The following is an 18,647-nucleotide window of genomic DNA, read 5'->3' on the forward strand; positions in this document are numbered from 1 at the left end:
AGACATGTCGCGTTTCAACGCGCTGAAGGCGGACGCCCATTGGCAAGGCGTGTGGGACGACCGCAAAACCTTCGCCGCGCGTGACGATTCGGCCAAGCCCAAAAGCTATGTGCTTGAGATGTTTCCCTATCCGTCGGGGAAAATCCATATGGGCCATGTCCGCAATTACACGATGGGCGACGTGCTGGCGCGTTTCCGCCGGATGCGCGGGTTCGAAGTGCTGCACCCGATGGGCTGGGACGCGTTCGGCATGCCCGCCGAAAATGCCGCGATGGAGCGCAAGGTTCACCCGGGCGCGTGGACCTATGACAATATCGCCGCGATGAAGGCGCAGTTGAAGCGGCTGGGCTTCGCGCTGGACTGGACGCGCGAATTCGCGACCTGCGACCCCGAATATTACGGACATGAACAGGCACTGTTCCTCGACCTGTATGCATCGGGCCTGGTCTATCGCCGCGACTCGGCGGTGAACTGGGATCCGGTCGACATGACCGTGCTGGCCAACGAACAGGTGATCGACGGGCGCGGCTGGCGATCGGGCGCGCTGGTCGAGAAGCGCAAGCTGAACCAGTGGTTCCTGAAAATCACCCAGTTCGCCGACGAATTGCTGGGCGGCCTTGGCGCGCTTGAGGCTTGGCCGGACAAGGTGCGGCTGATGCAGGAAAACTGGATCGGCAAGTCGGTGGGTCTGCAATTCCGGTTCAAGCCGGTTGCCCCCTTCGATTCCGAGATCGAGGTTTATTCCACCCGCCCCGACACGATCTTCGGCGCCAGCTTCGTCGCGGTCGCCGCCGACCATCCGGTCGCGCAGGCACGCGCCGCGGGTGATGCCGAAGCCACCGCCTTCATCAAACGATGCAAGGCGGGCGGCACGTCGGCGGCTGAGGTCGAGACGGCGGAAAAGCTGGGCTTTGACACCGGCTGGCGCGTGGCCCACCCGTTCGATGCCGACCGCGAGCTGCCGGTCTACATCGCCAATTTCGTGCTGATGGACTATGGCACCGGCGCGGTCATGGGCGTGCCCGCGCACGACCAGCGCGATCTGGACTTCGCGCGCAAATATGCGCTGCCCGTCCCGCGCGTCGTGGCCGATGGCGACAAGACCGACCCGGTGTTCGAGGGTGACGAAGCCTATACCGGCCCCGGCGCGCTGGTGAACTCCGCCTTCCTCGACGGCATGGACGTGGAGGCCGCGAAGGCGGAAGTAATCACCCGTGCCGAAGCGGGCGAATGGGGCCGCGGTACCACCGTATGGCGCCTGCGCGACTGGGGCGTCAGCCGCCAGCGTTACTGGGGCACGCCGATCCCCATCATCCACTGCGACGATTGCGGCGCGGTGCCGGTGCCGCGCGACCAGTTGCCGGTGAAGCTGCCTGAGGACGTGTCGTTCGACATTCCCGGCAACCCGCTCGACCGGCATCCGACGTGGCGGCATGTCGATTGCCCGACCTGCGGCAAGCCCGCGCGGCGGGAGACGGACACGCTGGATACCTTCGTCGATTCGAGCTGGTATTTCATCCGTTTCGCCAGTCAGCCTGCAGACAAGCCCTTTGACAAGGCAACCGTCGAGCAATGGCTGCCGGTGCAACAGTATATCGGCGGGGTCGAACACGCGATCCTCCACCTGCTCTATGCCCGTTTCTGGACACGCGCGCTGTCCCATATCGGTCTGATCGACGTGAAGGAGCCGTTCGCCGGGCTGTTCACGCAGGGCATGGTGACGCACGAGACGTACAAGTCGAGCGATGGCCGCTGGCTGTCGCCCGATGATGTGCGCGACGGCAAAGAGATTTCGACCGGCGACCCGATCACGCTGGGTCGCGTCGAAAAGATGTCGAAGTCCAAAAAGAACACCGTCGATCCCGGCCCGATCGTCGACCAGTACGGCGCCGACGCAGTGCGCTGGTTCATGCTTTCCGACAGCCCGCCCGAACGCGACTTGCAATGGTCGGAGGCGGGGATCGAGGGCGCGTGGCGCTTCGTCCAGCGGTTGTGGCGCCTGTTCGACGGGCTGACCGAGGGAACGGGTGAGGATGTGGCGCTGCGCCGCCGCCTGCACAAGACGATCGCGGGCGTGGCCGACGATGTGGAGGCGCTGGCCTTCAACAAATCGGTCGCCAAGCTCTACGAACTGGTCGGCGCCATCGAAAAGGCGCAACCGTCGGCCGACCGGACCGCCGCAATCCGTGCTCTGGCCCGTATCGTCGCGCCGATGTGCCCGCATATTGCCGAAGAAGCATGGGCCGCGTGGGGCCAAACCGGCCTGATCGCCGATGCCCCCTGGCCCGACGTCGATCCGGCGATGCTGGTCGAGGATGAAGTGACGATCGCCATTCAGGTCAATGGCAAGCTGCGCGATACGCTGGTCATGGCCAAGGGCGCACCGAAGGACACGGTCGAAGCCGCAGCGCTTGCATCCGACAATGTGATCCGCATGTTGGAGGGCAAGACACCGAAAAAGGTAATTGTCGTGCCCGACCGCCTTGTGAACATCGTCGCGTGATCCGGCTGGCCGCCCCGCTGGCGCTGGCCGCCGGACTGCTGCTGTCGGGCTGCGGGATGCGGCCGCTTTACGGCGGTGGACCGCAGGGCGCGGTTCGCCAGACGCTGGCGGCGGTGGAGGTCGCCCCGATTGAGGGGCAGAATGGCTGGCTGGTGTCCAATGCCCTGCGCGACCGGCTGGCCGGTGCGGATGCGGGCGCTGCGCCGCGCTATCGGCTTCAGGTCGCGCTGGACGACGAAATCATTGGGCTGGGCGTGCGCCGCAACGACACCATCACGCGCGAACGGCGGACGCTGCGCGCGCGTTATCAGCTGGTCGACCTTGCCAGCGGCGGCGTGCTGCTCGACTCGACGGCGGGCTCGGACGCGGGCATCGACGTCGTCAGCTCCGAATACGCCACCATCGCCGCCGAACAGAGCGCGCTGGAGCGGCTGGCGGGCATTGTAGCCGACCGCATCGTCGCACGCGTCGCGCTTTATGCCGAGCGCCGGCAGGGCGCGGAGTGAACCTAAAGCCCGCGCAGATGCGTGCGCGGCTTGAACGGCCGGACGACGCGACACGCCTTTATCTGCTGCACGGCCCCGATGAAGCGGGCGCGACCGAAATGGCCGTCCTGCTCCAGCGCGCGCTGGGCGATGGGGTGGAGCGCGTCGACATGGAAGGCGCCGGCCTGAAGGCCAATCCCGGCCGTCTGGCCGACGAAGCCGCCTCGATGTCGCTTTTCGGCGACCGCCGCTTCATCCGGGTGACCGCGATGGGAGAGGAAAGCCTTGAGGCGGTGACGCTGCTGCTGAACGCCGAACGCGCGGGCAATCCGGTGGTCGCAATCGCACCGACGCTGCGCAAGACGGGCAAGCTGATCAAGCTTGTCGATGCCGCACCCAATGCCGCCGCCTGCGCGCTTTACGTCCCGGAGGGGGCGGACGCCGCACGACTGGCGGCGCAGATTGCGCGTGACCATGGCTTGCGGCTTGCGGGCGGCGTGGCGGACCGGCTGGTCGCTACGACAGGCGGCGACCGCGCAGTGATGACGCGGGAGATCGAGAAGCTCGCCCTTTATCTGGATGCCGCCCCCGAACGTCCGGCAGATTGCGGCGCCGAGGTGCTGGATGCCGTCGGCGCCGTGCTGGACGAAAGCGCAATGGGCGCTGCGATCGAGGCGGTGGTCGGCGGCGATCCCGCGCGCGCAGGTGTCGAGCTGGCGGCCATCGCCGAAGACAATCTTGCCATCCCGACCCTGCGCCAGTTGACCCGGCGTCTGATCGCCCTTGCCGACATGCGCCGCGAGGTCGAAAGCGGCGACAGCGCCGCCGTCGTCATCAAGCGCCACCGCGTATTCTGGAAGGAAGAAGCGGCAACGATGCGCGCGCTTCAACGCTGGAACGGCGCCCAGCTTGCGCGCGCGGTCGAACGCGTTCGTGCCGCCGAACGGGCGCTGGTCACTCCCGGTACCCCCGGCGCGATCATGGCCGAGGTCGAAGGTCTGGCCATCGCCCGCGCCGCCCAGCGCATGGGCTGAACGCGGGCGCGCGGCTCAAACGTCCTCGACCAGCCGGCGATAAAGCTCAGGACGGCGGTCGCGAAAAAAGCCCATGCCCGCGCGGTTCTTCTTCACGCGATCCAGGTCCAGCGTCGCGGTCAGCACGCCAGTTTCGTCCGCACCGAATTCGGCCAGCATCTCGCCAAACTCGTCACAGATGAAGCTGTGACCGTAAAAGACCTGACCATGTTCGTTGCCGACCCGGTTCGACGCGACGACGGGCACGACATTGGACACCGCATGGCCCAGCATCGCGCGGCGCCACATATGGCGCGTGTCCAGCGTCGGATCGTGCGGCTCGGCCCCGATAGCGGTCGGATAGAACAGGATTTCCGCGCCCATCAGCATCATCGCGCGCGCGGTTTCGGGGTACCATTGGTCCCAGCAGATGCCGACGCCCAGCCGCGCCTGCGGTCCCGACCATACCTTGAACCCGGTATTGCCGGGGCGGAAATAGAATTTCTCCTCATATCCCGGCCCGTCGGGAATATGGCTCTTGCGATACACGCCCTCGATCCGTCCGTCGGGGCCGATCATCGCCAGCGAATTGTAATGATGCGGCCCGTCCGCCTCGAAAAAGCTGGTGGGAATATACAGATCCAGCTCGTCCGCCAGGCGCTGCATCGCCAGCACTGCCGGATGCTCGCCCACGGGCCGCGCGGTCGCGAACCATTCCTCTTCCTCGGTGCGGCAGAAATATTCGCCCTCGAACAGCTCGGGCGGCAACACGACCTGCGCAGCGCGCCCCTTTGCTTCGCGGATCAGTTCGCTGACGGCGCGGATATTGGCGTCGATGTCACGCGTGAAGGCGAGTTGCATCGCCGCGACGGTCACTTGGGTCATGCGATCCTCGGAAGTTGCTGGCTGATGCAGTGAAAGCTGCCGCCGCCGGTCAGGATATGGTCCGCTCGCAGGCCGACCGCGCGGCGATCGGGGAACAGCGCCTGCACGGCCTCGACCGCGCGCGCGTCATTCGCCTGACCATAGACCGGCACGGCCACCACCGTGTTGCCGATATAGAAGTTCATGTAGCTGGCGGGCACGATTTCCTCGTCCACCAGCACGCGCCCCGGCGACGGAAGCCGAACCACCTCGACCCCGAACGCGTCCGCCCGGCGCGCTGCGTCCAGATAGATCAGCCAGTTGGGGTCGTTTTCCTCCGGCATAGGCAGCGCCAGCCGGTTCGGCCCGACAAAGCGCGCCAGATTATCGACATGCCCGTCGGTATGATCGTTGAGCAGACCGTCACCCAGCCACAGCACCCGGTCCAGCCCCAGGTCGCGCGCCAGCAGCGCCTCCGCCTTTTCCTTCGACAGGCCGGGATTGCGATTGCGGTTCAGCAGGCACTGCTCGGTCGTGACGACAAGGCCGGTGCCGTTGCCGTCGATCGAGCCGCCTTCCAGCACCCAGTCGCATGCCTCGAACGCGATACCCTGCCGCCGCGCCAGCCGCTCGCCCACATCCTCGTCGCCGGGGAAGTCATATTTGCCGCCCCAGCCGTTGAAGCCGAAATCGCGCGCCGTGCCGTCGCCCGTCACGATCGCGGCGGTATCGCGCAGCCACACATCACCGAATGGCTCGACGATCAGCGTCACCTCGCGCTCGATCAGGCGGTCGGCGGCATTGGCGGCTTCTTCATCGGCACAAACCAGCAACACCTGCTCACCCCGCCCACCATCGGCAATGGCATTGGCGAAAGCGGCGGTTTCGACCCGCGCGCCATATAGCGGCGGACCCCAGATTTCGGGATGGCTCGGGAAACCGATCAGGACGGCATCGTGCGTCGCCCATTCGGGAGGAGGAGGTAGCGTCATGGCAGAGCCTCTAGCAGCCAGTTATGACGAACGGGAGGGGGCCAGCGCACGCGCGACCAGCGGCGTAACCCGGTCGGCAATACGCTCGATCCCCTGCGGATTGGGATGGATGCGGTCGGGCAGCATCAGCGCGGATTGCGTCACCACCCCTTCGAGGAAGAAGGGGTCGAGCAGCGCGTCATATTTGCGCGCCAGATCGGGATAGATGCCCTCGAACGCCTTGACGTAATCGGCACCCAGATTGGGGGCCGCACGCATCCCGGTCAGCAGGATCGGGATGCCCCGGCGCTGCAATTCGGCGCAAATGGCGTCCAGGTTCGCGCGCGTCTCGGCCGGGTCGAGCCCGCGCAGCATGTCGTTGCCGCCCTGTCCGACGATCGCCAGATCGGGCTTGCGCGACAATCCGTCCAGCGTGAAGGCAAGCCGCCTCAGCCCCGCCGCCGTCGTATCCCCCGACACGCCCGCGTTGCGAACCGTCGCGGGCACCCCGCTGGCGCGCAATCGCTGCTCAAGCACATAGGGAAAGGATTGCTGCGGCAAGACGCCATAACCTGCATACAGGCTGTCACCGAATGCCAGCACCAGCCGCTGATCGGCCGCCTCCGCCGTGGCGGCGGGTGTCGGGGCGGTGGGTTCGGCGGAACAGGCGCCAAGCGATTGGACGAGTGCCGCCGCAACCAGATATGACAGCGGGGATTTCATCAAAGGACGCATTCGCCACCCATGAGCCAGTCTTACACGGCGCCCGATATCGCGATCCGCGCCCGCAATGTCACCCTGTCGCTGGGCAGTCGCGAGGCACCGACCGCGATCCTGCGCGGCATCGACCTGAACGTGGCGTCGGGGAGCAGCGTCGCCATTCTCGGTCCGTCGGGTTCGGGCAAGTCGTCGCTGATGGCGATCCTGTCGGGGCTGGAACGCGCAAGCGGCGGTTCGGTCGAGGTTGCGGGCGTCGATTTCACGGCACTGGACGAAGACGGGCTGGCGCGGGCCCGACGCGGGCGGATCGGCATCGTGCTTCAGGCCTTTCACCTGTTGCCGACCATGACCGCGTTGGAAAATGTCGCCGTACCGCTTGAACTGTCGGGCGCGCGCGATGCCTTTGACCGCGCCGCACGCGAGCTTGAGGCGGTGGGGCTGGGCCACCGGACCCATCATTATCCCGCGCAGCTGTCGGGCGGGGAGCAGCAGCGCGTCGCCATCGCGCGCGCGGTCGCTCCTGCCCCCGCCATCCTGTTCGCCGACGAGCCAACCGGTAATCTGGACGAGGCGACCAGCGCCGACATCGTCGCGTTGCTGTTCGCGCGCCAGCGGGCGGCGGGGGCGACATTGGTGATGATCACCCATGATCCCGCCTTGGCCCAGCGTTGCGACCGCATCATCCGCATGCGCGACGGCCTGATCGCCGAAGACAGCGCCCGATGAGCTGGGCCGCACTGTGGCGCATCGCGCGCCGCGATCTTCATGCGGGGTTCCGGGGCCTCAGGCTGTTGTTCGTCTGCCTGTTTCTGGGCGTGGCGACGCTGGCGACGATCGGCAGCCTTACCGCGTCGATCACGTCCGAACTGGCGGCGCGCGGTCGCGTCATACTGGGCGGCGATGTTGAGGTCGAGATGACCCAGCGGGAGGCATTGCCCGACGAACGCGCAGTGATGCAACAGGGCACCGCCGGCTTTTCTGAAACGATCCGCATCCGCGCGATGGTGAACGGCCCCGCACGGCCCGGAACGCCGGGCGCGGTGCTGACCGAGTTGAAGGGCGTGGACAGCGCCTATCCCCTGACCGGCAATCTGCGCGTCGAGGGCGCCGGTCCACCGCTTGGCAAAGATATGGTGCTGGTCGACCGCGCACTGGCCGACCGGCTGCTGCTGCGCGTCGGGGACAGCCTGCGCTATGGCACCGCATGGTTCCGGGTGGCAGGCATCATCGTTGAGGAGCCCGACCGGGTGGGCGAAGGCTTCACGCTCGGTCCGGTCGCGATCGTTTCATTGGAGGGGCTGCGCCAGACCGGGCTGGTCCAGCCCGGCGCGCTGTATGAGACTAAATACCGCCTGACCCTGCCCGCTACCGCCGCCCCGGACGGTGTGGTGGAACGGCTGAAGGCACGCTTCCCCGCCGCTGGTTGGGAATACAAGACGCGGGAGCGCGCCGCCCCGGGCGCCGACCGCTTCTTTCAGCGGCTGGGCCAGTTCCTGTCGCTGATCGGCCTCGCCGCGCTGGTGATTGCGGGGATCGGGGTGGGCAATGGCGTTGGCGCCTATCTGGCGTCCAAGCGCGGCGGGATCGCGACACTGAAGGTGCTGGGCGCGACCACGCGCGATATTGCGCGCATCTATCTGATGCAGATCGGGGCGGTCGCACTGCTGGCGGTGGCGAGCGGCCTGGCCGTCGGTGCCGCGCTGCCGTCGGTGATCGTCGCATTGGTGGGCGACTTGCTGCCCGTGCGACCGGCCACCGGTCTTCACGCGCTTCCCCTGCTGACCAGCGGCACCTTCGGCCTGCTGATCGCATTCGCCTTTGCACTGCCGCCACTTGCGCGTGCCCGCTCGCTTCCGGCGGCGGCGCTGTTTCGCGATCTGGTCGAGCGGCCGGTAAGGCCCGATGCGCGGACGCTGGGCGGTGTGGCGCTGGCGGCAGGCGCCGTCGTCGTGCTGGCCATCGCCACGGCGCGCGATCCGTTGTTCGCGGCAGCGGTGCTGGCCAGTGTGGCGGGCGTGCTGATCATCCTGGCGGGGCTGGGCCATGTTATTCGGCGGATTGCCGCGCGCCTGCCGCGTCAGCGCGCGCCGCTGCTGCGGCTTGCCATCGCCAATCTGCACCGTCCGGGATCGCAGACGGTGGCGCTGGTCATCGCACTGGGGCTGGCGTTGACGCTGTTCGTTACGCTGGCGGCGATCCAGACCAGTCTGGATGCGGAAATCGAACGCGCCGTTCCGGCCCGCGCGCCCGACCAGTTCGTCCTCGACGTACCCTCCGATCAGCGGGCGCGGTTCGAGGCGCTGGTCCAGCGAAACGCCCCCGGCGCGACGCTGAACGTCGTACCGTCGCTTCGTGGCACGATCACCGCGTTCGGCGGCACGCGCGTCGCGGATCTGGCGACGCTGCCCGACGATGCCTGGTTCCTGCGCGGCGAGCGCGGCGTGACCTATTCCGCCACCCTGCCGCAGGGGAGCGTGCTGACAGCGGGCAAATGGTGGCCAGCCGACTATGCCGGTCCGCCGCTCGTCTCGCTCGACCGCGAAGCGGCGCGGGCGATGGATGTCGGCGTGGGTGACACGCTGACGATCAGTATCCTTGGCCGCGAGATCGAGGCGCAGATTGCGAACCTGCGCGAGATCCACTGGGAGACGATGGGCTTCAACTACATCATGGTCTTCTCCCCCAACACCCTCGCCGCCGCGCCGCACAGCCTGACCGCGACGATCGAGATGCAGGACCGTTATCAGGGCGCAGTGACGCGCGCGCTGCTCGCTGCCTTCCCCTCCGCCTCGATCATCGCCACGCGGGAGATTGTGGGACAGGTGCGGACCATCCTCGATCAGATGGCGGCGGCGATCCTGTTGTCGGCGTCGGTCGCGATTCTGGCCGGGATCGCGGTGCTGGTGGGTGCCATTGCCGCCTCACGCGCAGCGCGAACCTATGACAGCACCATCCTCAAGACGCTGGGCGCCACGCGCGCGCAGGTGCTGGGGGCACAGGCGGTCGAATATGCGCTGCTGGCCGCCGTTCTGGCCGCGCTGGCGCTGGCGCTGGGTATCGGCGCGGCGTGGTTCGTGATCGTGCAGGTGTTCGAATTCGGCTGGGCGCCCGATTGGGCCACCGTGCTGGCGACGCTGCTGGGCGGTGCGATGCTGACGCTGGGCATCGGCCTGGCCGGGAGCTGGCCGGTGCTGTCGGCACGCCCAGCTGCGGTGCTCAGGCGGCTTTAACGGCGGCCCTTGCCAGGCGGTTTTGGGGTGGTCCGCAACAAACGGACCACCCGATGCCTCAGTCCGCCTTCTTGGCAGCCGCCTTTTTCGCAAGGGCCTTTTTCGCAGCCGCCTTTTTGGGTGCGGCCTTCTTCGCAGGCGCCTTTTTCGCTCCCTTCTTGCCCTTGGCGGGTGCGCTGGCAGCCTTGGCGTCGATAAGCGCCACCGCCTCCTCCAGCGTCAGCGCATCCTTGTCGGCTGACTTGGGCAACGTGGCGTTGGTCGTCCCGTCGGTGACATAGGGACCATAGCGGCCCTCCATCAGCTTGACCTCGCCACCGCTGGTCGGGTGAGCGCCCAGCACCTTGAGCGGCGCCTGTGCCGTACGCGCAGCCCGCCCGCCGCCCTGCGCGGCTTCGGCCAGCTTGACGACGGCGGCGTTCATGCCCGTCTCGAACACCTCGGCGGTCGAGGACAGGCGCGCATATTTGCCGTTATGCGCCAGATACGGGCCATATCGCCCGATCGAGGCGGTGATCGCTTCGCCCGTTTCCGGGTGGTTGCCGATGCTGCGCGGCAGGCTGAGCAGCTTCAGCGCCATTTCCAGATCAAGTTCAGGAACGTCCTTGGGGATCGAAGCCCGCTTGGCGTCCTTCCCCTCACCCAGCTGGATATAAGGTCCGAAGCGACCCGACTTGCGCTCGACCGGCAGGCCCGTTTCCGGGTCGTTGCCCAGCGTTTCCGGCCCGGTATCGTCCCCCGAACCACCGCCCGGCTGTGCGAAGCGGCGGGTATATTTGCATTCGGGATAGTTGGAGCAAGCAACAAACGCCCCAAACCGACCGCCGCGCAGTGCAAGTCGCCCTTCGCCGCAATTCGGGCACAGGCGCGGGTCGCCGCCATCGGCCTTTTTGGGGAAGAGATAGGGTTCGAGAAACTTGTCCAGTTCGGCCGTGATGTCCGACGGCTTCTGCTCCATCACCTCGTCGGTGCGCGGGTGGAAGTCGCGCCAGAAATCGGACAGCACCGCCTGCCATTCGGCACGGCCGCCCGACACGTCGTCCAGCTCCTCCTCCAGCCCGGCGGTGAAGTCGTAGCTGACATATTTCTCGAAGAACCGTTCCAGGAACGCCGTCAGCAGCCGCCCGCTTTCCTCGGCATGGAAGCGGTTCTTTTCGGTGCGGACGTAATTGCGATCCTTCAGCACCTGAATGATCGAGGCATAGGTGGACGGGCGCCCGATCCCCAGCTCCTCCAGCCGCTTGACCAGCGACGCTTCCGAAAAGCGGGGCGGCGGCTGGGTGAAATGCTGTTCGGCGGACACGTCCTGCTTGGCCGGCGCGTCCCCCGAACGCAGCATCGGCAGGCGGCGCGAATCCTCGTCCCCCTCGTCGTCACGGCCTTCCTCGTACAGCGCCAGATAGCCGGGAAACAGCACCACCTGGCCGGTCGCGCGCAGCATGTGGCGGCCGGTGCCGTCCTCCATCTCGACGGCGGTGCGCTCCATGCGGGCGGATGCCATCTGGCTGGCCAGCGCGCGCTTCCAGATCAGTTCGTACAGGCGCGCATGGTCGCCGGTCCCGGCCCGGTCGCGGCTGAAATCGGTGGGGCGAATCGCCTCATGCGCTTCCTGCGCGTTCTTGGCCTTGGTCTGGTACTGGCGCGGCTTGTCGGGGACATAGCTGGCGTCATACCGTCCGGCGATCGCCTTGCGCGCGTCCTGAATGGCCGATCCGTCCATCTGCACGCCGTCGGTGCGCATGTACGTGATCGCGCCGTCCTCATACAGATTTTGCGCGACCCGCATCGTATGGCTGGCCGAAAAGCCCAGCTTGCGCGCGGCTTCCTGTTGCAGGGTCGATGTGGTGAAGGGCGGCGGCGGGTTGCGCGTCGCGGGCTTGGTCTCGACCGAGGTGACGGTGAAGCGCCCCTCCTCGACCGCCGCTTTGGCGCGCATCGCGGTGGCTTCGTCGCTGATCGACAGCCGGTCCAGCTTGTCGCCATCGAATCGGGCCAGCCGCGCCTGGAACCGGGTGCCATCGGCCTCCATCTCGGCGGTAACCGACCAATATTCCTGCGGGGTAAAACCCTCGATCTCGCGCTCCCGCTCGACGATCAGGCGCAGCGCCACCGACTGGACGCGCCCCGCCGACTTCGCACCCGGCAGCTTGCGCCACAGCACTGGCGACAGGGTAAAGCCCACCAGATAATCCAGCGCCCGGCGCGCGCGATATGCGTCGATCAGGTCGGTATCCAGCTCGCGCGGGCGGGCCATCGCCTCGGTTACGGCGGCCTTGGTGATCGCATTGAACGTCACACGTTCGACCGATTTCGGCAGCGCCTTTTTCTTGGCCAGCACTTCCTGCACGTGCCACGAAATCGCCTCGCCCTCCCGGTCAGGGTCAGTCGCCAGGATCAGTCGGTCGGCCTTTTTCGCCTCGTCCGTGATCGCCTTCAGCTGGCGCGATTTGTCGGCATAGGTTTCCCACTCCATCGCGAAACCATCATCGGGATTCACCGACCCGTCCTTTGGCGGCAGGTCGCGTATATGACCGTAGGAGGCGAGCACGCGATAATCGCCGCCCAGATATTTCTCGATGGTTTTCGCCTTGGCGGGCGATTCGACGATGACGAGTTGCATGGAGAGTGGCTGAACCTCTTACGTGTGTGCGCGAGCATGGGGAGCGGGTCCGGGGTGCGTCAACCCGTCCTGTCAGCAACGAACGCGATGATGACCGGCTGTTAACGCGTGATGCGACACAAACGCATCGTGCCCGCCGCCCCGCCCCCGATCGCATCCTATGCGCGGTTGATCGCCGAACATGCGCTGATCGCGGAACACGCGGATCGGCTGACGTCGGCGCTGGGGCAGCATGACGCACGAGCCATGCGGGGCGCGCTGGATGCGCTGACGGAATTGCTGCTGGCGCATCTGGAGCATGAAGACTGCGACATCCATCCGCGCCTGATGACCTCACGCGATAGCGGGACCGCCGCCGCCGCGCGGGCCACTCAGCTGCGATATGAGCGGTTGGCCGAAGACTGGCTGGCACTGATCGGCGATTGGACCGAATCGCGAATCGCCGACGCGCCGTCGGATTTCGCTGAAGCGGCGACGGTCCTGATCGACCGCCTGCGCGCCCGGATCGATGAAGAGGATGAGCTGCTCTACCCCGCCGCGCTTGCCAGCGGACAGTTGGCGCTCAGAGAGCCGACAGGCTGACGCGACCGCCCGCATGGCGCTCCAGCCGGCCGGCCAGTTCCAGTTCCAGCAGCACCGTCTGAACAATGGCCGGGACACGGCTGGACTGGCGGATCAGCTCATCGACGGTAACCGGCACCGGACCCAGCAGTGCGGTGACGGCGGCGCGGTCGGCGTCGCCTGCGTCCTCGACCGGCGGAGCGCCCCATCGGCTGACCGGCGCGCGCACCGAACGGATGTCGATGGGGCGGATCTGCTCCATCACATCGGCGGCAGACTGGATCAGGGTCGCGCCCTCGCGGATCAGGGCGTTGCACCCTTGCGCGCGCGGGTCGAGCGGGCTGCCGGGCACCGCCATGACCTCCCGCCCCGCTTCCGCTGCCAGCCGCGCGGTAATCAGCGAGCCTGATCGCGGCGCTGCCTCCACCACCACCGTGCCCAGCGCGGCCCACGCGATGATACGGTTGCGGCGCGGGAAGAACCGGGCCAGCGGCTCGGTCCCCGGCGGCTGTTCGGCAATGACCAGCCCTTCCTCACCCAGCCTTGCCTGAAGCTCGGCATTTTCGGGCGGAAAGGCGATGTCGATCCCGCTGGCAATGACCCCGACGGTGCCCGTCGCCAGCGATCCGTGATGGGCGGCGGTGTCGATGCCGCGCGCCAGCCCCGATATGATCGTCGCCCCGGCCTGCCCCAGTTCATGGGCCAATTGCCGTGCAAAGCGACAGGCAGCGGCCGACGCGTTGCGCGCGCCGACCATGGCGATGCTCGGCCGGTCCAGCAGCGACAAGTCGCCGCGCACGATCAGCACCGGCGGCGCGGCGTCGGTCTGCTCGAGAAGTGCGGGGTAATCCGCATCGCCGATCATTACATGGCGCGCACCGGCAGCCGCCACGCGGCGCAATTCGTCGTTCAGCCGGCGGGGATCGGCCAGTTCCGGCGCCCGCCCGCCACCGCGCGCGGCCATCATCGGCAGCGCTTCGATCGCCGCGCTGGCGGTGCCGAAACGCCCGATCAGCTGGGCAAAGGTGACCGGCCCGATTCGCGACGACCGCGCCAGCCGCAGCCGTGCGCGGCGTTCGGGATCATCCACGCGAACGGCCGATTCGCGGTTCGCTGCCGTTCATCAGTCGTTCGATATTGGCGCGGTGCTTCCACAGGACGATCAGCGCCAGACCCAGCAGCACCAGCACCAGATCGAACCGGCCGAACCATGCGGCGCTGACCGGCGCGCTGACCGCCGCCAGCATCCCCGCGACCGAAGAAATCCGCAGCAGCGCAAGCAGGCCAAGCCACACCACCGCATAGACCGCCGCAACCGGGCCGCTCAGCGCCAGCGAAATGCCCATCAGCGTCGCCACGCCCTTGCCGCCCTTGAAACGCAGCCACAGCGGATAACAATGCCCGATAAACGCCGCCGCTGCCGCCAGCGTCCCCAGCCCCGGCAAGATGGCGGCTACCAGCCACACCGCGACCGCGCCCTTCAGCATGTCCAGCAGCAGCGTCGCCGCCGCCAGCCCCTTTCGCCCCGTCCTCAGGACGTTCGTCGCGCCGATATTGCCCGACCCGATGGCGCGCAGGTCACCTGCGCCGGCCATCCGCGTCAACAGCACACCAAAGGGAATGCTGCCCAGCAAATAGCCGACCAGCAATGCAGCCACCGGCGGCCACCAGATGATCGCGTTGGTCAATACGCTCCCCATGCTCCCTGTTCCCGCTTTAGTCCACACAGGCACGGACACGCAACGATCTGTATCAGTTTCCGCCGGTTGCCGTCGCCGGGTGCGGCGCGGTAACGCGCCCCATGGTGGATGAACGACCGATATTGTTTCTCGATTCGGGGGTTGGCGGCTTGTCGGTGCTGGCCCCGACGCGTGCGCTGCTGCCCCGTGCGCCCGTTGTTTATTGCGCCGACTCGGCCGGCTATCCTTATGGCACGCGCAGCGAGGCCGAGATTGCGGCGCGCGTCCCCGCCCTGCTCGGCCGGCTGGTCGAGCGGTATCGACCGCGTCTTGTCGTCATCGCATGCAACACCGCGTCCACCATCGCCCTGCCCGCCGTCCGCGCTGCGCTCGACCTGCCTGTCGTGGGCACGGTTCCCGCGATCAAGCCCGCAGCCGAAGCCAGCGTCACGCGCACTTTCGGGGTGCTTGGCACCGATGCGACCGTGCGACAGCCCTATGTCGACGACCTCGCCCAGCGTTTCGCCGCCGATTGCCGGGTGCTGCGCCACGGATCGGCTGCACTGGTCGCACTGGCGGAGGCGGAACTGGCGGGCGAGCGTCAGGCGGACCATGCCTACCGCACGGTGTTGGCGGGCCTGCTGGATCAGCCGGGGGGCGATGCCATCGACGTGATCGTCAACGCCTGCACCCATTTCCCGTTGGTGGCAGACCGGCTGGCGGCGGTCGCGCCGCGCCCCATTGCCTTTGTCGATGGCGGACCGGGCATCGCCCGGCGAATCGCGTTTCTGACCAAGGGACAGGCGTGGCCCGATACCCCCGCACCCGGACGCGCGGTGTTCACGCGGCTGGACGATGCCGCACGGCGACTCGCCCCCGCACTCGCCGCCCATGGGCTGGACGTGATCGAGGCGCTGTAGCTTGACTTTTCGCGCCTGAAGCGCCATTTGCCGCACCGCAGCGACGCTTTCGGAACAACCGGAACCAAGCAGCGTGATCGGCAGGTCTTATCCCTGCCAAGGCTCGCGTCGCGGCTCGACCAGCATCCCAAGTCACGCGGGGCGCCTTTCGACCCCCGCTCGTCGTGCGTCTGGCGCATGGCGCGCCAGATAACGAGTTTTCTCCATGTCCTTTTCGTCACTCGGCCTTTCGCGGTCCGTGCTCGATGCGCTCGCGCAAAAGAATTACGACACCCCCACCCCCATTCAGCAACAGGCGATCCCCGCCCTGCTGGAAGGTAACGACCTGCTGGGTATCGCCCAGACCGGGACCGGCAAGACGGCGGCGTTCATGCTGCCGTCGATCGATCGGCTGGTAAAGGCGAACGAGCGCCGCAAGCCGATGCGCTGCCGCATGCTGGTGCTGGCCCCGACGCGCGAGCTGGCCAGCCAGATCGCCGATTCGGCCCGCGCCTATGCCAAGTTCACCAAGCTGACCGTCGCCACCGTGTTCGGTGGCGTGCCGATCGCACGCAACCGCCGCGACACCGCCGCTGGCGTCGACATTCTGGTCGCAACGCCGGGTCGCCTGATGGACCTGATCGAGCAGCGCTGCATGAGCCTGTCCGACGTCGAGATCCTGGTGCTGGACGAAGCCGACCAGATGCTGGACCTGGGCTTCATCCACACGCTTCGCAAGATCGTGACGATGCTGCCGCAGGATCGCCAGTCGCTGTTCTTCTCGGCCACCATGCCCAAGACGATCAAGGACCTGGCGGACAAGTTCCTGAGCGACCCGGTAGAGGTTCGTGTCGCCCCCGTCGCGACCACGGCCGAGCGCGTCGAGCAATATGTCACGTTCGTCAACCAAGCCGAAAAGCAGGCGCTGCTGACCCTGTTCTTCCAGCGCAACGAGGTTGAGCGCGCGATCGTATTCACCCGCACCAAGCATGGCGCGGACCGTGTGGTGAAGCTGCTCGGCTCGAACGGCATCGTCGCCCACGCCATCCACGGCAACAAGTCGCAGCCCCAGCGTGAGCGCGCGCTGGCCGATTTCCGTTCGGGCAAGGTGAAGATCCTGGTCGCCACCGACATCGCCGCGCGCGGCATCGACGTATCGGGGGTCAGCCATGTGCTGAACTTCGAACTGCCCAATGTTGCCGAACAATATGTTCACCGCATCGGCCGCACGGCACGCGCGGGCAAGGACGGCGTCGCCTTTGCCTTTTGTGACGTCGAGGAACGCGGCTATCTGCGCCAGATTGAGAAGCTGACGCGTCAGAGCATCTCGGTCGTGCCGCTGCCGGACAATTTCCAGGCCGAATCCGAACGGATCAAGTCCAGCCGGGTCGGCCCCATCCCTGCCGAGCGCCCCGAACGCCCGCGTCAGGAACGCGGCCCGGCACGTCCGCGTGCAACGCATTCGGCCAAGCCCGCAGGCGAAGCGCGCGGCGGTGCCGGTCGTCCCGGCGGCCCGCGTCGTGGCGGCCGTCCCGGCGGCGGCGGTCGCCCCGGTGGCGGCGGCCGCGGCGGACAGCGCGCTCAGGGCTGATCCCCTTCACCCGAACCCGTTTCACTTTGGCCGGGGCTGTGCAATGCTTGCGGCCAAGGTGAAACGATACGGGGGACGGACAATGCGATTTCTTGCCGCGATATTGCTGACGGCGACCACGCTGGCACCGACCCCGGCGTTGGCGGCACAGGTTGCGGCGACGCCCCAGCCGCGTTTCGTCCATCACGTCTTTTTCTACCTCAAGCGGCCCGGCAACGCGCAGGACAAGGCGCGGCTGGCCGCAGCGCTCCAACGCCTGTCACGCGCGCCGACCATTCGCTCCCATCAGATCGGCGAACATGCTGGAACCACGCGGGCGGTGGTCCAACGCGGCTATGACCTGTCATGGACGCTGACCTTCGACAGCGCCGCCGATCAGGAAGCCTATCAGGTCGATCCCATCCACCTTGATTTCGTGCGCGAGAATGAAGGGCTTTGGTCGCGGGTCGTCGTTTACGATACGGTGCCCGCTCAACCCTGAAACCTTCGGTCGGTTCATAGGCACCCGCTAAAACAAACTTGCGCTTAACAATTGTCATGGCATTCTCGCCGCCCATGGCCGTCCAACCCGTCCATCGGACCGAACCGGCGCTGCCCGCGCCCATGCTTACCCGCGCCGCTTCGCTGGCCAAGGCGGGTGCATGGCGTTGCGAACTGGCGGGTAATCGGCTGGGCTGGACATCGGGTGTATACCGGATGTTCGGCGTCGATGCATCGATGCGAATCGACCGCCCGACAGCCGTTTCCCTGTACGAACCGCAATCGCGCGAAACGATGGAGCGGCTGCGCGCCTATGCCATCGCCACGGGCAAGCCCTTCACCTTCGACGCCGAACTCGTCCGCATCGATGGGGAGCGCCGTTGGATTCGGGTGTGGGGCGAAGTGGAGCAGCATCACGGCCGGGCCGTCGCGCTGAACGGGTGGAAGCAGGACATCACCGACGAACGCCGCGCGATCGACGCGTTGCGCGCGCTGGCCGAAAACGATCCTCTGACAGGCCTCGCCAATCGCGCGGCATTTCAGGCCCGGCTGGAAAGTGGCTTGGCGGTTGCGCTGGTGCTGTTCGACCTGGACGGTTTCAAGCAGATCAACGATCGATACGGCCATGCCGCCGGGGATCAGTGCCTGCGCGTGCTGGGCGAGCGGCTGCAGGCGGCATTGCCCGATGCGGTCATCACTGCGCGGCTGGGCGGCGACGAATTCGCAACGCTGTTGCCGCCGGGCCAGACACGGCTGGCCATGGCGCGGCGCATGGATTCGCTGGCTCGCTCGCTGGCCGCTCCGGTCGACTGGGATGGCCGCCTGTTGCAGTTCGGCGTATCGGGCGGCATCGCCTTTACCGAAGATCCTGGCCGGATCGAGCCGAAGCAGTGGCTGGCCGCCGCCGATGCCGCGCTTTACGAAGCAAAGCGAATGGGCCGCGGCCGGGTGCGGATCGCGCCGTCCTTCTGACGAACAGCGCCGATTGCCCATTTCGCTTCCGTTACACGACGCGCGCGCCTATATGATGG

At 67.1% G+C, this 18,647-nt stretch carries 16 protein-coding genes; 10 read left to right on the forward strand and 6 right to left on the reverse strand.

The window, feature by feature from the left end; translation table 11 throughout:
• Positions 1-4: 4 nt before the first annotated feature.
• From leuS to holA, 3 genes are read left to right on the forward strand one after another with little or no spacing between them, the layout of a single operon-like run.
• The gene (leuS, locus tag ACAX61_RS07995; protein ID WP_370714236.1) at positions 5-2,503 is read left to right on the forward strand and encodes a leucine--tRNA ligase; all 2,499 of its coding nucleotides are present in this window, start codon (positions 5-7) and stop codon (positions 2,501-2,503) included.
• A complete protein-coding gene (gene lptE, locus ACAX61_RS08000) occupies positions 2,500-3,009 on the forward strand; it encodes an LPS assembly lipoprotein LptE (RefSeq protein ID WP_370714237.1) in 510 nt (169 codons plus the stop codon). Before leuS ends, lptE begins: the two co-directional genes overlap by 4 nt.
• Positions 3,006-4,022, forward strand: coding sequence for a DNA polymerase III subunit delta (holA, locus tag ACAX61_RS08005; protein WP_370714238.1), 1,017 nt, complete (start codon positions 3,006-3,008; stop codon positions 4,020-4,022). Before lptE ends, holA begins: the two co-directional genes overlap by 4 nt.
• A gap of 15 nt (positions 4,023-4,037) precedes the next feature.
• On the opposite strand, the gene aguB is transcribed toward holA, so the two are convergent.
• The 3 genes from aguB to ACAX61_RS08020 are packed head-to-tail and all read right to left on the reverse strand — an operon-like array spanning position 4,038 to position 6,559.
• Positions 4,038-4,886, reverse strand: coding sequence for an N-carbamoylputrescine amidase (gene aguB, locus ACAX61_RS08010; protein WP_370714239.1), 849 nt, complete (start codon positions 4,884-4,886; stop codon positions 4,038-4,040).
• Positions 4,883-5,857, reverse strand: coding sequence for an agmatine deiminase family protein (locus ACAX61_RS08015; protein ID WP_370714240.1), 975 nt, complete (start codon positions 5,855-5,857; stop codon positions 4,883-4,885). Before ACAX61_RS08015 ends, aguB begins: the two co-directional genes overlap by 4 nt.
• Before the next feature lie 21 nt (positions 5,858-5,878).
• A complete protein-coding gene (locus ACAX61_RS08020) occupies positions 5,879-6,559 on the reverse strand; it encodes an arylesterase (protein WP_370714241.1) in 681 nt (226 codons plus the stop codon).
• 21 nt (positions 6,560-6,580) lie between these two features.
• Between ACAX61_RS08020 and ACAX61_RS08025 the strand changes: the two genes are divergently transcribed.
• Positions 6,581-7,282: an ABC transporter ATP-binding protein gene (locus tag ACAX61_RS08025; RefSeq protein WP_370714242.1), complete on the forward strand. Its 702-nt coding sequence runs from the start codon at positions 6,581-6,583 to the stop codon at positions 7,280-7,282.
• Positions 7,279-9,786: an ABC transporter permease gene (locus ACAX61_RS08030; protein ID WP_370714243.1), complete on the forward strand. Its 2,508-nt coding sequence runs from the start codon at positions 7,279-7,281 to the stop codon at positions 9,784-9,786. The genes ACAX61_RS08025 and ACAX61_RS08030 overlap by 4 nt, the downstream gene beginning before the upstream one ends.
• A 58-nt stretch (positions 9,787-9,844) precedes the next feature.
• Here ACAX61_RS08030 and topA read toward each other — a convergent pair whose 3' ends face one another.
• Positions 9,845-12,406: a type I DNA topoisomerase gene (topA, locus tag ACAX61_RS08035; RefSeq protein ID WP_370714244.1), complete on the reverse strand. Its 2,562-nt coding sequence runs from the start codon at positions 12,404-12,406 to the stop codon at positions 9,845-9,847.
• Positions 12,407-12,517: 111 nt separating this feature from the next.
• On the opposite strand from topA, the gene ACAX61_RS08040 reads away from it, so the two are divergent.
• Entirely contained in the window at positions 12,518-12,988 is a 471-nt protein-coding gene (locus tag ACAX61_RS08040) for a hemerythrin domain-containing protein (RefSeq protein ID WP_370714245.1), read from the forward strand.
• Here the strand turns inward: ACAX61_RS08040 and dprA are convergent.
• A complete protein-coding gene (gene dprA, locus ACAX61_RS08045; RefSeq protein WP_370714246.1) occupies positions 12,969-14,057 on the reverse strand; it encodes a DNA-processing protein DprA in 1,089 nt (362 codons plus the stop codon). The two genes, ACAX61_RS08040 and dprA, sit on opposite strands and share 20 nt — an antisense overlap.
• On the reverse strand, positions 14,050-14,667 hold the full coding sequence (gene plsY / locus ACAX61_RS08050; RefSeq protein WP_370714247.1) for a glycerol-3-phosphate 1-O-acyltransferase PlsY: 618 nt from the start codon (positions 14,665-14,667) through the stop codon (positions 14,050-14,052). Before plsY ends, dprA begins: the two co-directional genes overlap by 8 nt.
• 101 nt (positions 14,668-14,768) lie before the next feature.
• Here plsY and murI point away from each other — a divergent pair, with 101 nt between their 5' ends.
• The 4 genes from murI (at position 14,769) to ACAX61_RS08070 (ending at position 18,588) form a co-directional block, all read left to right on the forward strand.
• Positions 14,769-15,566, forward strand: coding sequence for a glutamate racemase (murI, locus tag ACAX61_RS08055; protein ID WP_370714248.1), 798 nt, complete (start codon positions 14,769-14,771; stop codon positions 15,564-15,566).
• A 205-nt stretch (positions 15,567-15,771) separates the two neighbouring features.
• Positions 15,772-17,136: a DEAD/DEAH box helicase gene (locus ACAX61_RS08060; protein ID WP_370714249.1), complete on the forward strand. Its 1,365-nt coding sequence runs from the start codon at positions 15,772-15,774 to the stop codon at positions 17,134-17,136.
• Between the two features lie 82 nt (positions 17,137-17,218).
• On the forward strand, positions 17,219-17,617 hold the full coding sequence (locus tag ACAX61_RS08065) for a Dabb family protein (RefSeq protein ID WP_370714250.1): 399 nt from the start codon (positions 17,219-17,221) through the stop codon (positions 17,615-17,617).
• 74 nt (positions 17,618-17,691) lie between these two features.
• A complete protein-coding gene (locus ACAX61_RS08070; RefSeq protein ID WP_370714251.1) occupies positions 17,692-18,588 on the forward strand; it encodes a GGDEF domain-containing protein in 897 nt (298 codons plus the stop codon).
• The last annotated feature ends 59 nt before the right edge of the window (positions 18,589-18,647 follow it).

This window comes from Sphingomonas sp. IW22, from assembly GCF_041321155.1.
Classification (GTDB): domain Bacteria; phylum Pseudomonadota; class Alphaproteobacteria; order Sphingomonadales; family Sphingomonadaceae; genus Sphingomonas.

What these genes read in the sequence shown, in the direction of transcription:
- ACAX61_RS08015 (WP_370714240.1), bottom strand. Translation starts at nt 5,857, where the DNA reads ATGACGCTACCTCCTCCTCCCGAATGGGCGACGCACGATGCCGTCCTG.
- ACAX61_RS08060 (WP_370714249.1), top strand. Translation starts at nt 15,772, where the DNA reads ATGTCCTTTTCGTCACTCGGCCTTTCGCGGTCCGTGCTCGATGCGCTC.
- ACAX61_RS08025 (WP_370714242.1), top strand. Translation starts at nt 6,581, where the DNA reads ATGAGCCAGTCTTACACGGCGCCCGATATCGCGATCCGCGCCCGCAAT.
- leuS (WP_370714236.1), top strand. Translation starts at nt 5, where the DNA reads ATGTCGCGTTTCAACGCGCTGAAGGCGGACGCCCATTGGCAAGGCGTG.
- aguB (WP_370714239.1), bottom strand. Translation starts at nt 4,886, where the DNA reads ATGACCCAAGTGACCGTCGCGGCGATGCAACTCGCCTTCACGCGTGAC.
- ACAX61_RS08030 (WP_370714243.1), top strand. Translation starts at nt 7,279, where the DNA reads ATGAGCTGGGCCGCACTGTGGCGCATCGCGCGCCGCGATCTTCATGCG.
- topA (WP_370714244.1), bottom strand. Translation starts at nt 12,406, where the DNA reads ATGCAACTCGTCATCGTCGAATCGCCCGCCAAGGCGAAAACCATCGAG.
- ACAX61_RS08040 (WP_370714245.1), top strand. Translation starts at nt 12,518, where the DNA reads ATGCGACACAAACGCATCGTGCCCGCCGCCCCGCCCCCGATCGCATCC.
- ACAX61_RS08020 (WP_370714241.1), bottom strand. Translation starts at nt 6,559, where the DNA reads ATGAAATCCCCGCTGTCATATCTGGTTGCGGCGGCACTCGTCCAATCG.
- ACAX61_RS08065 (WP_370714250.1), top strand. Translation starts at nt 17,219, where the DNA reads ATGCGATTTCTTGCCGCGATATTGCTGACGGCGACCACGCTGGCACCG.
- ACAX61_RS08070 (WP_370714251.1), top strand. Translation starts at nt 17,692, where the DNA reads ATGGCCGTCCAACCCGTCCATCGGACCGAACCGGCGCTGCCCGCGCCC.
- murI (WP_370714248.1), top strand. Translation starts at nt 14,769, where the DNA reads ATGGTGGATGAACGACCGATATTGTTTCTCGATTCGGGGGTTGGCGGC.
- plsY (WP_370714247.1), bottom strand. Translation starts at nt 14,667, where the DNA reads ATGGGGAGCGTATTGACCAACGCGATCATCTGGTGGCCGCCGGTGGCT.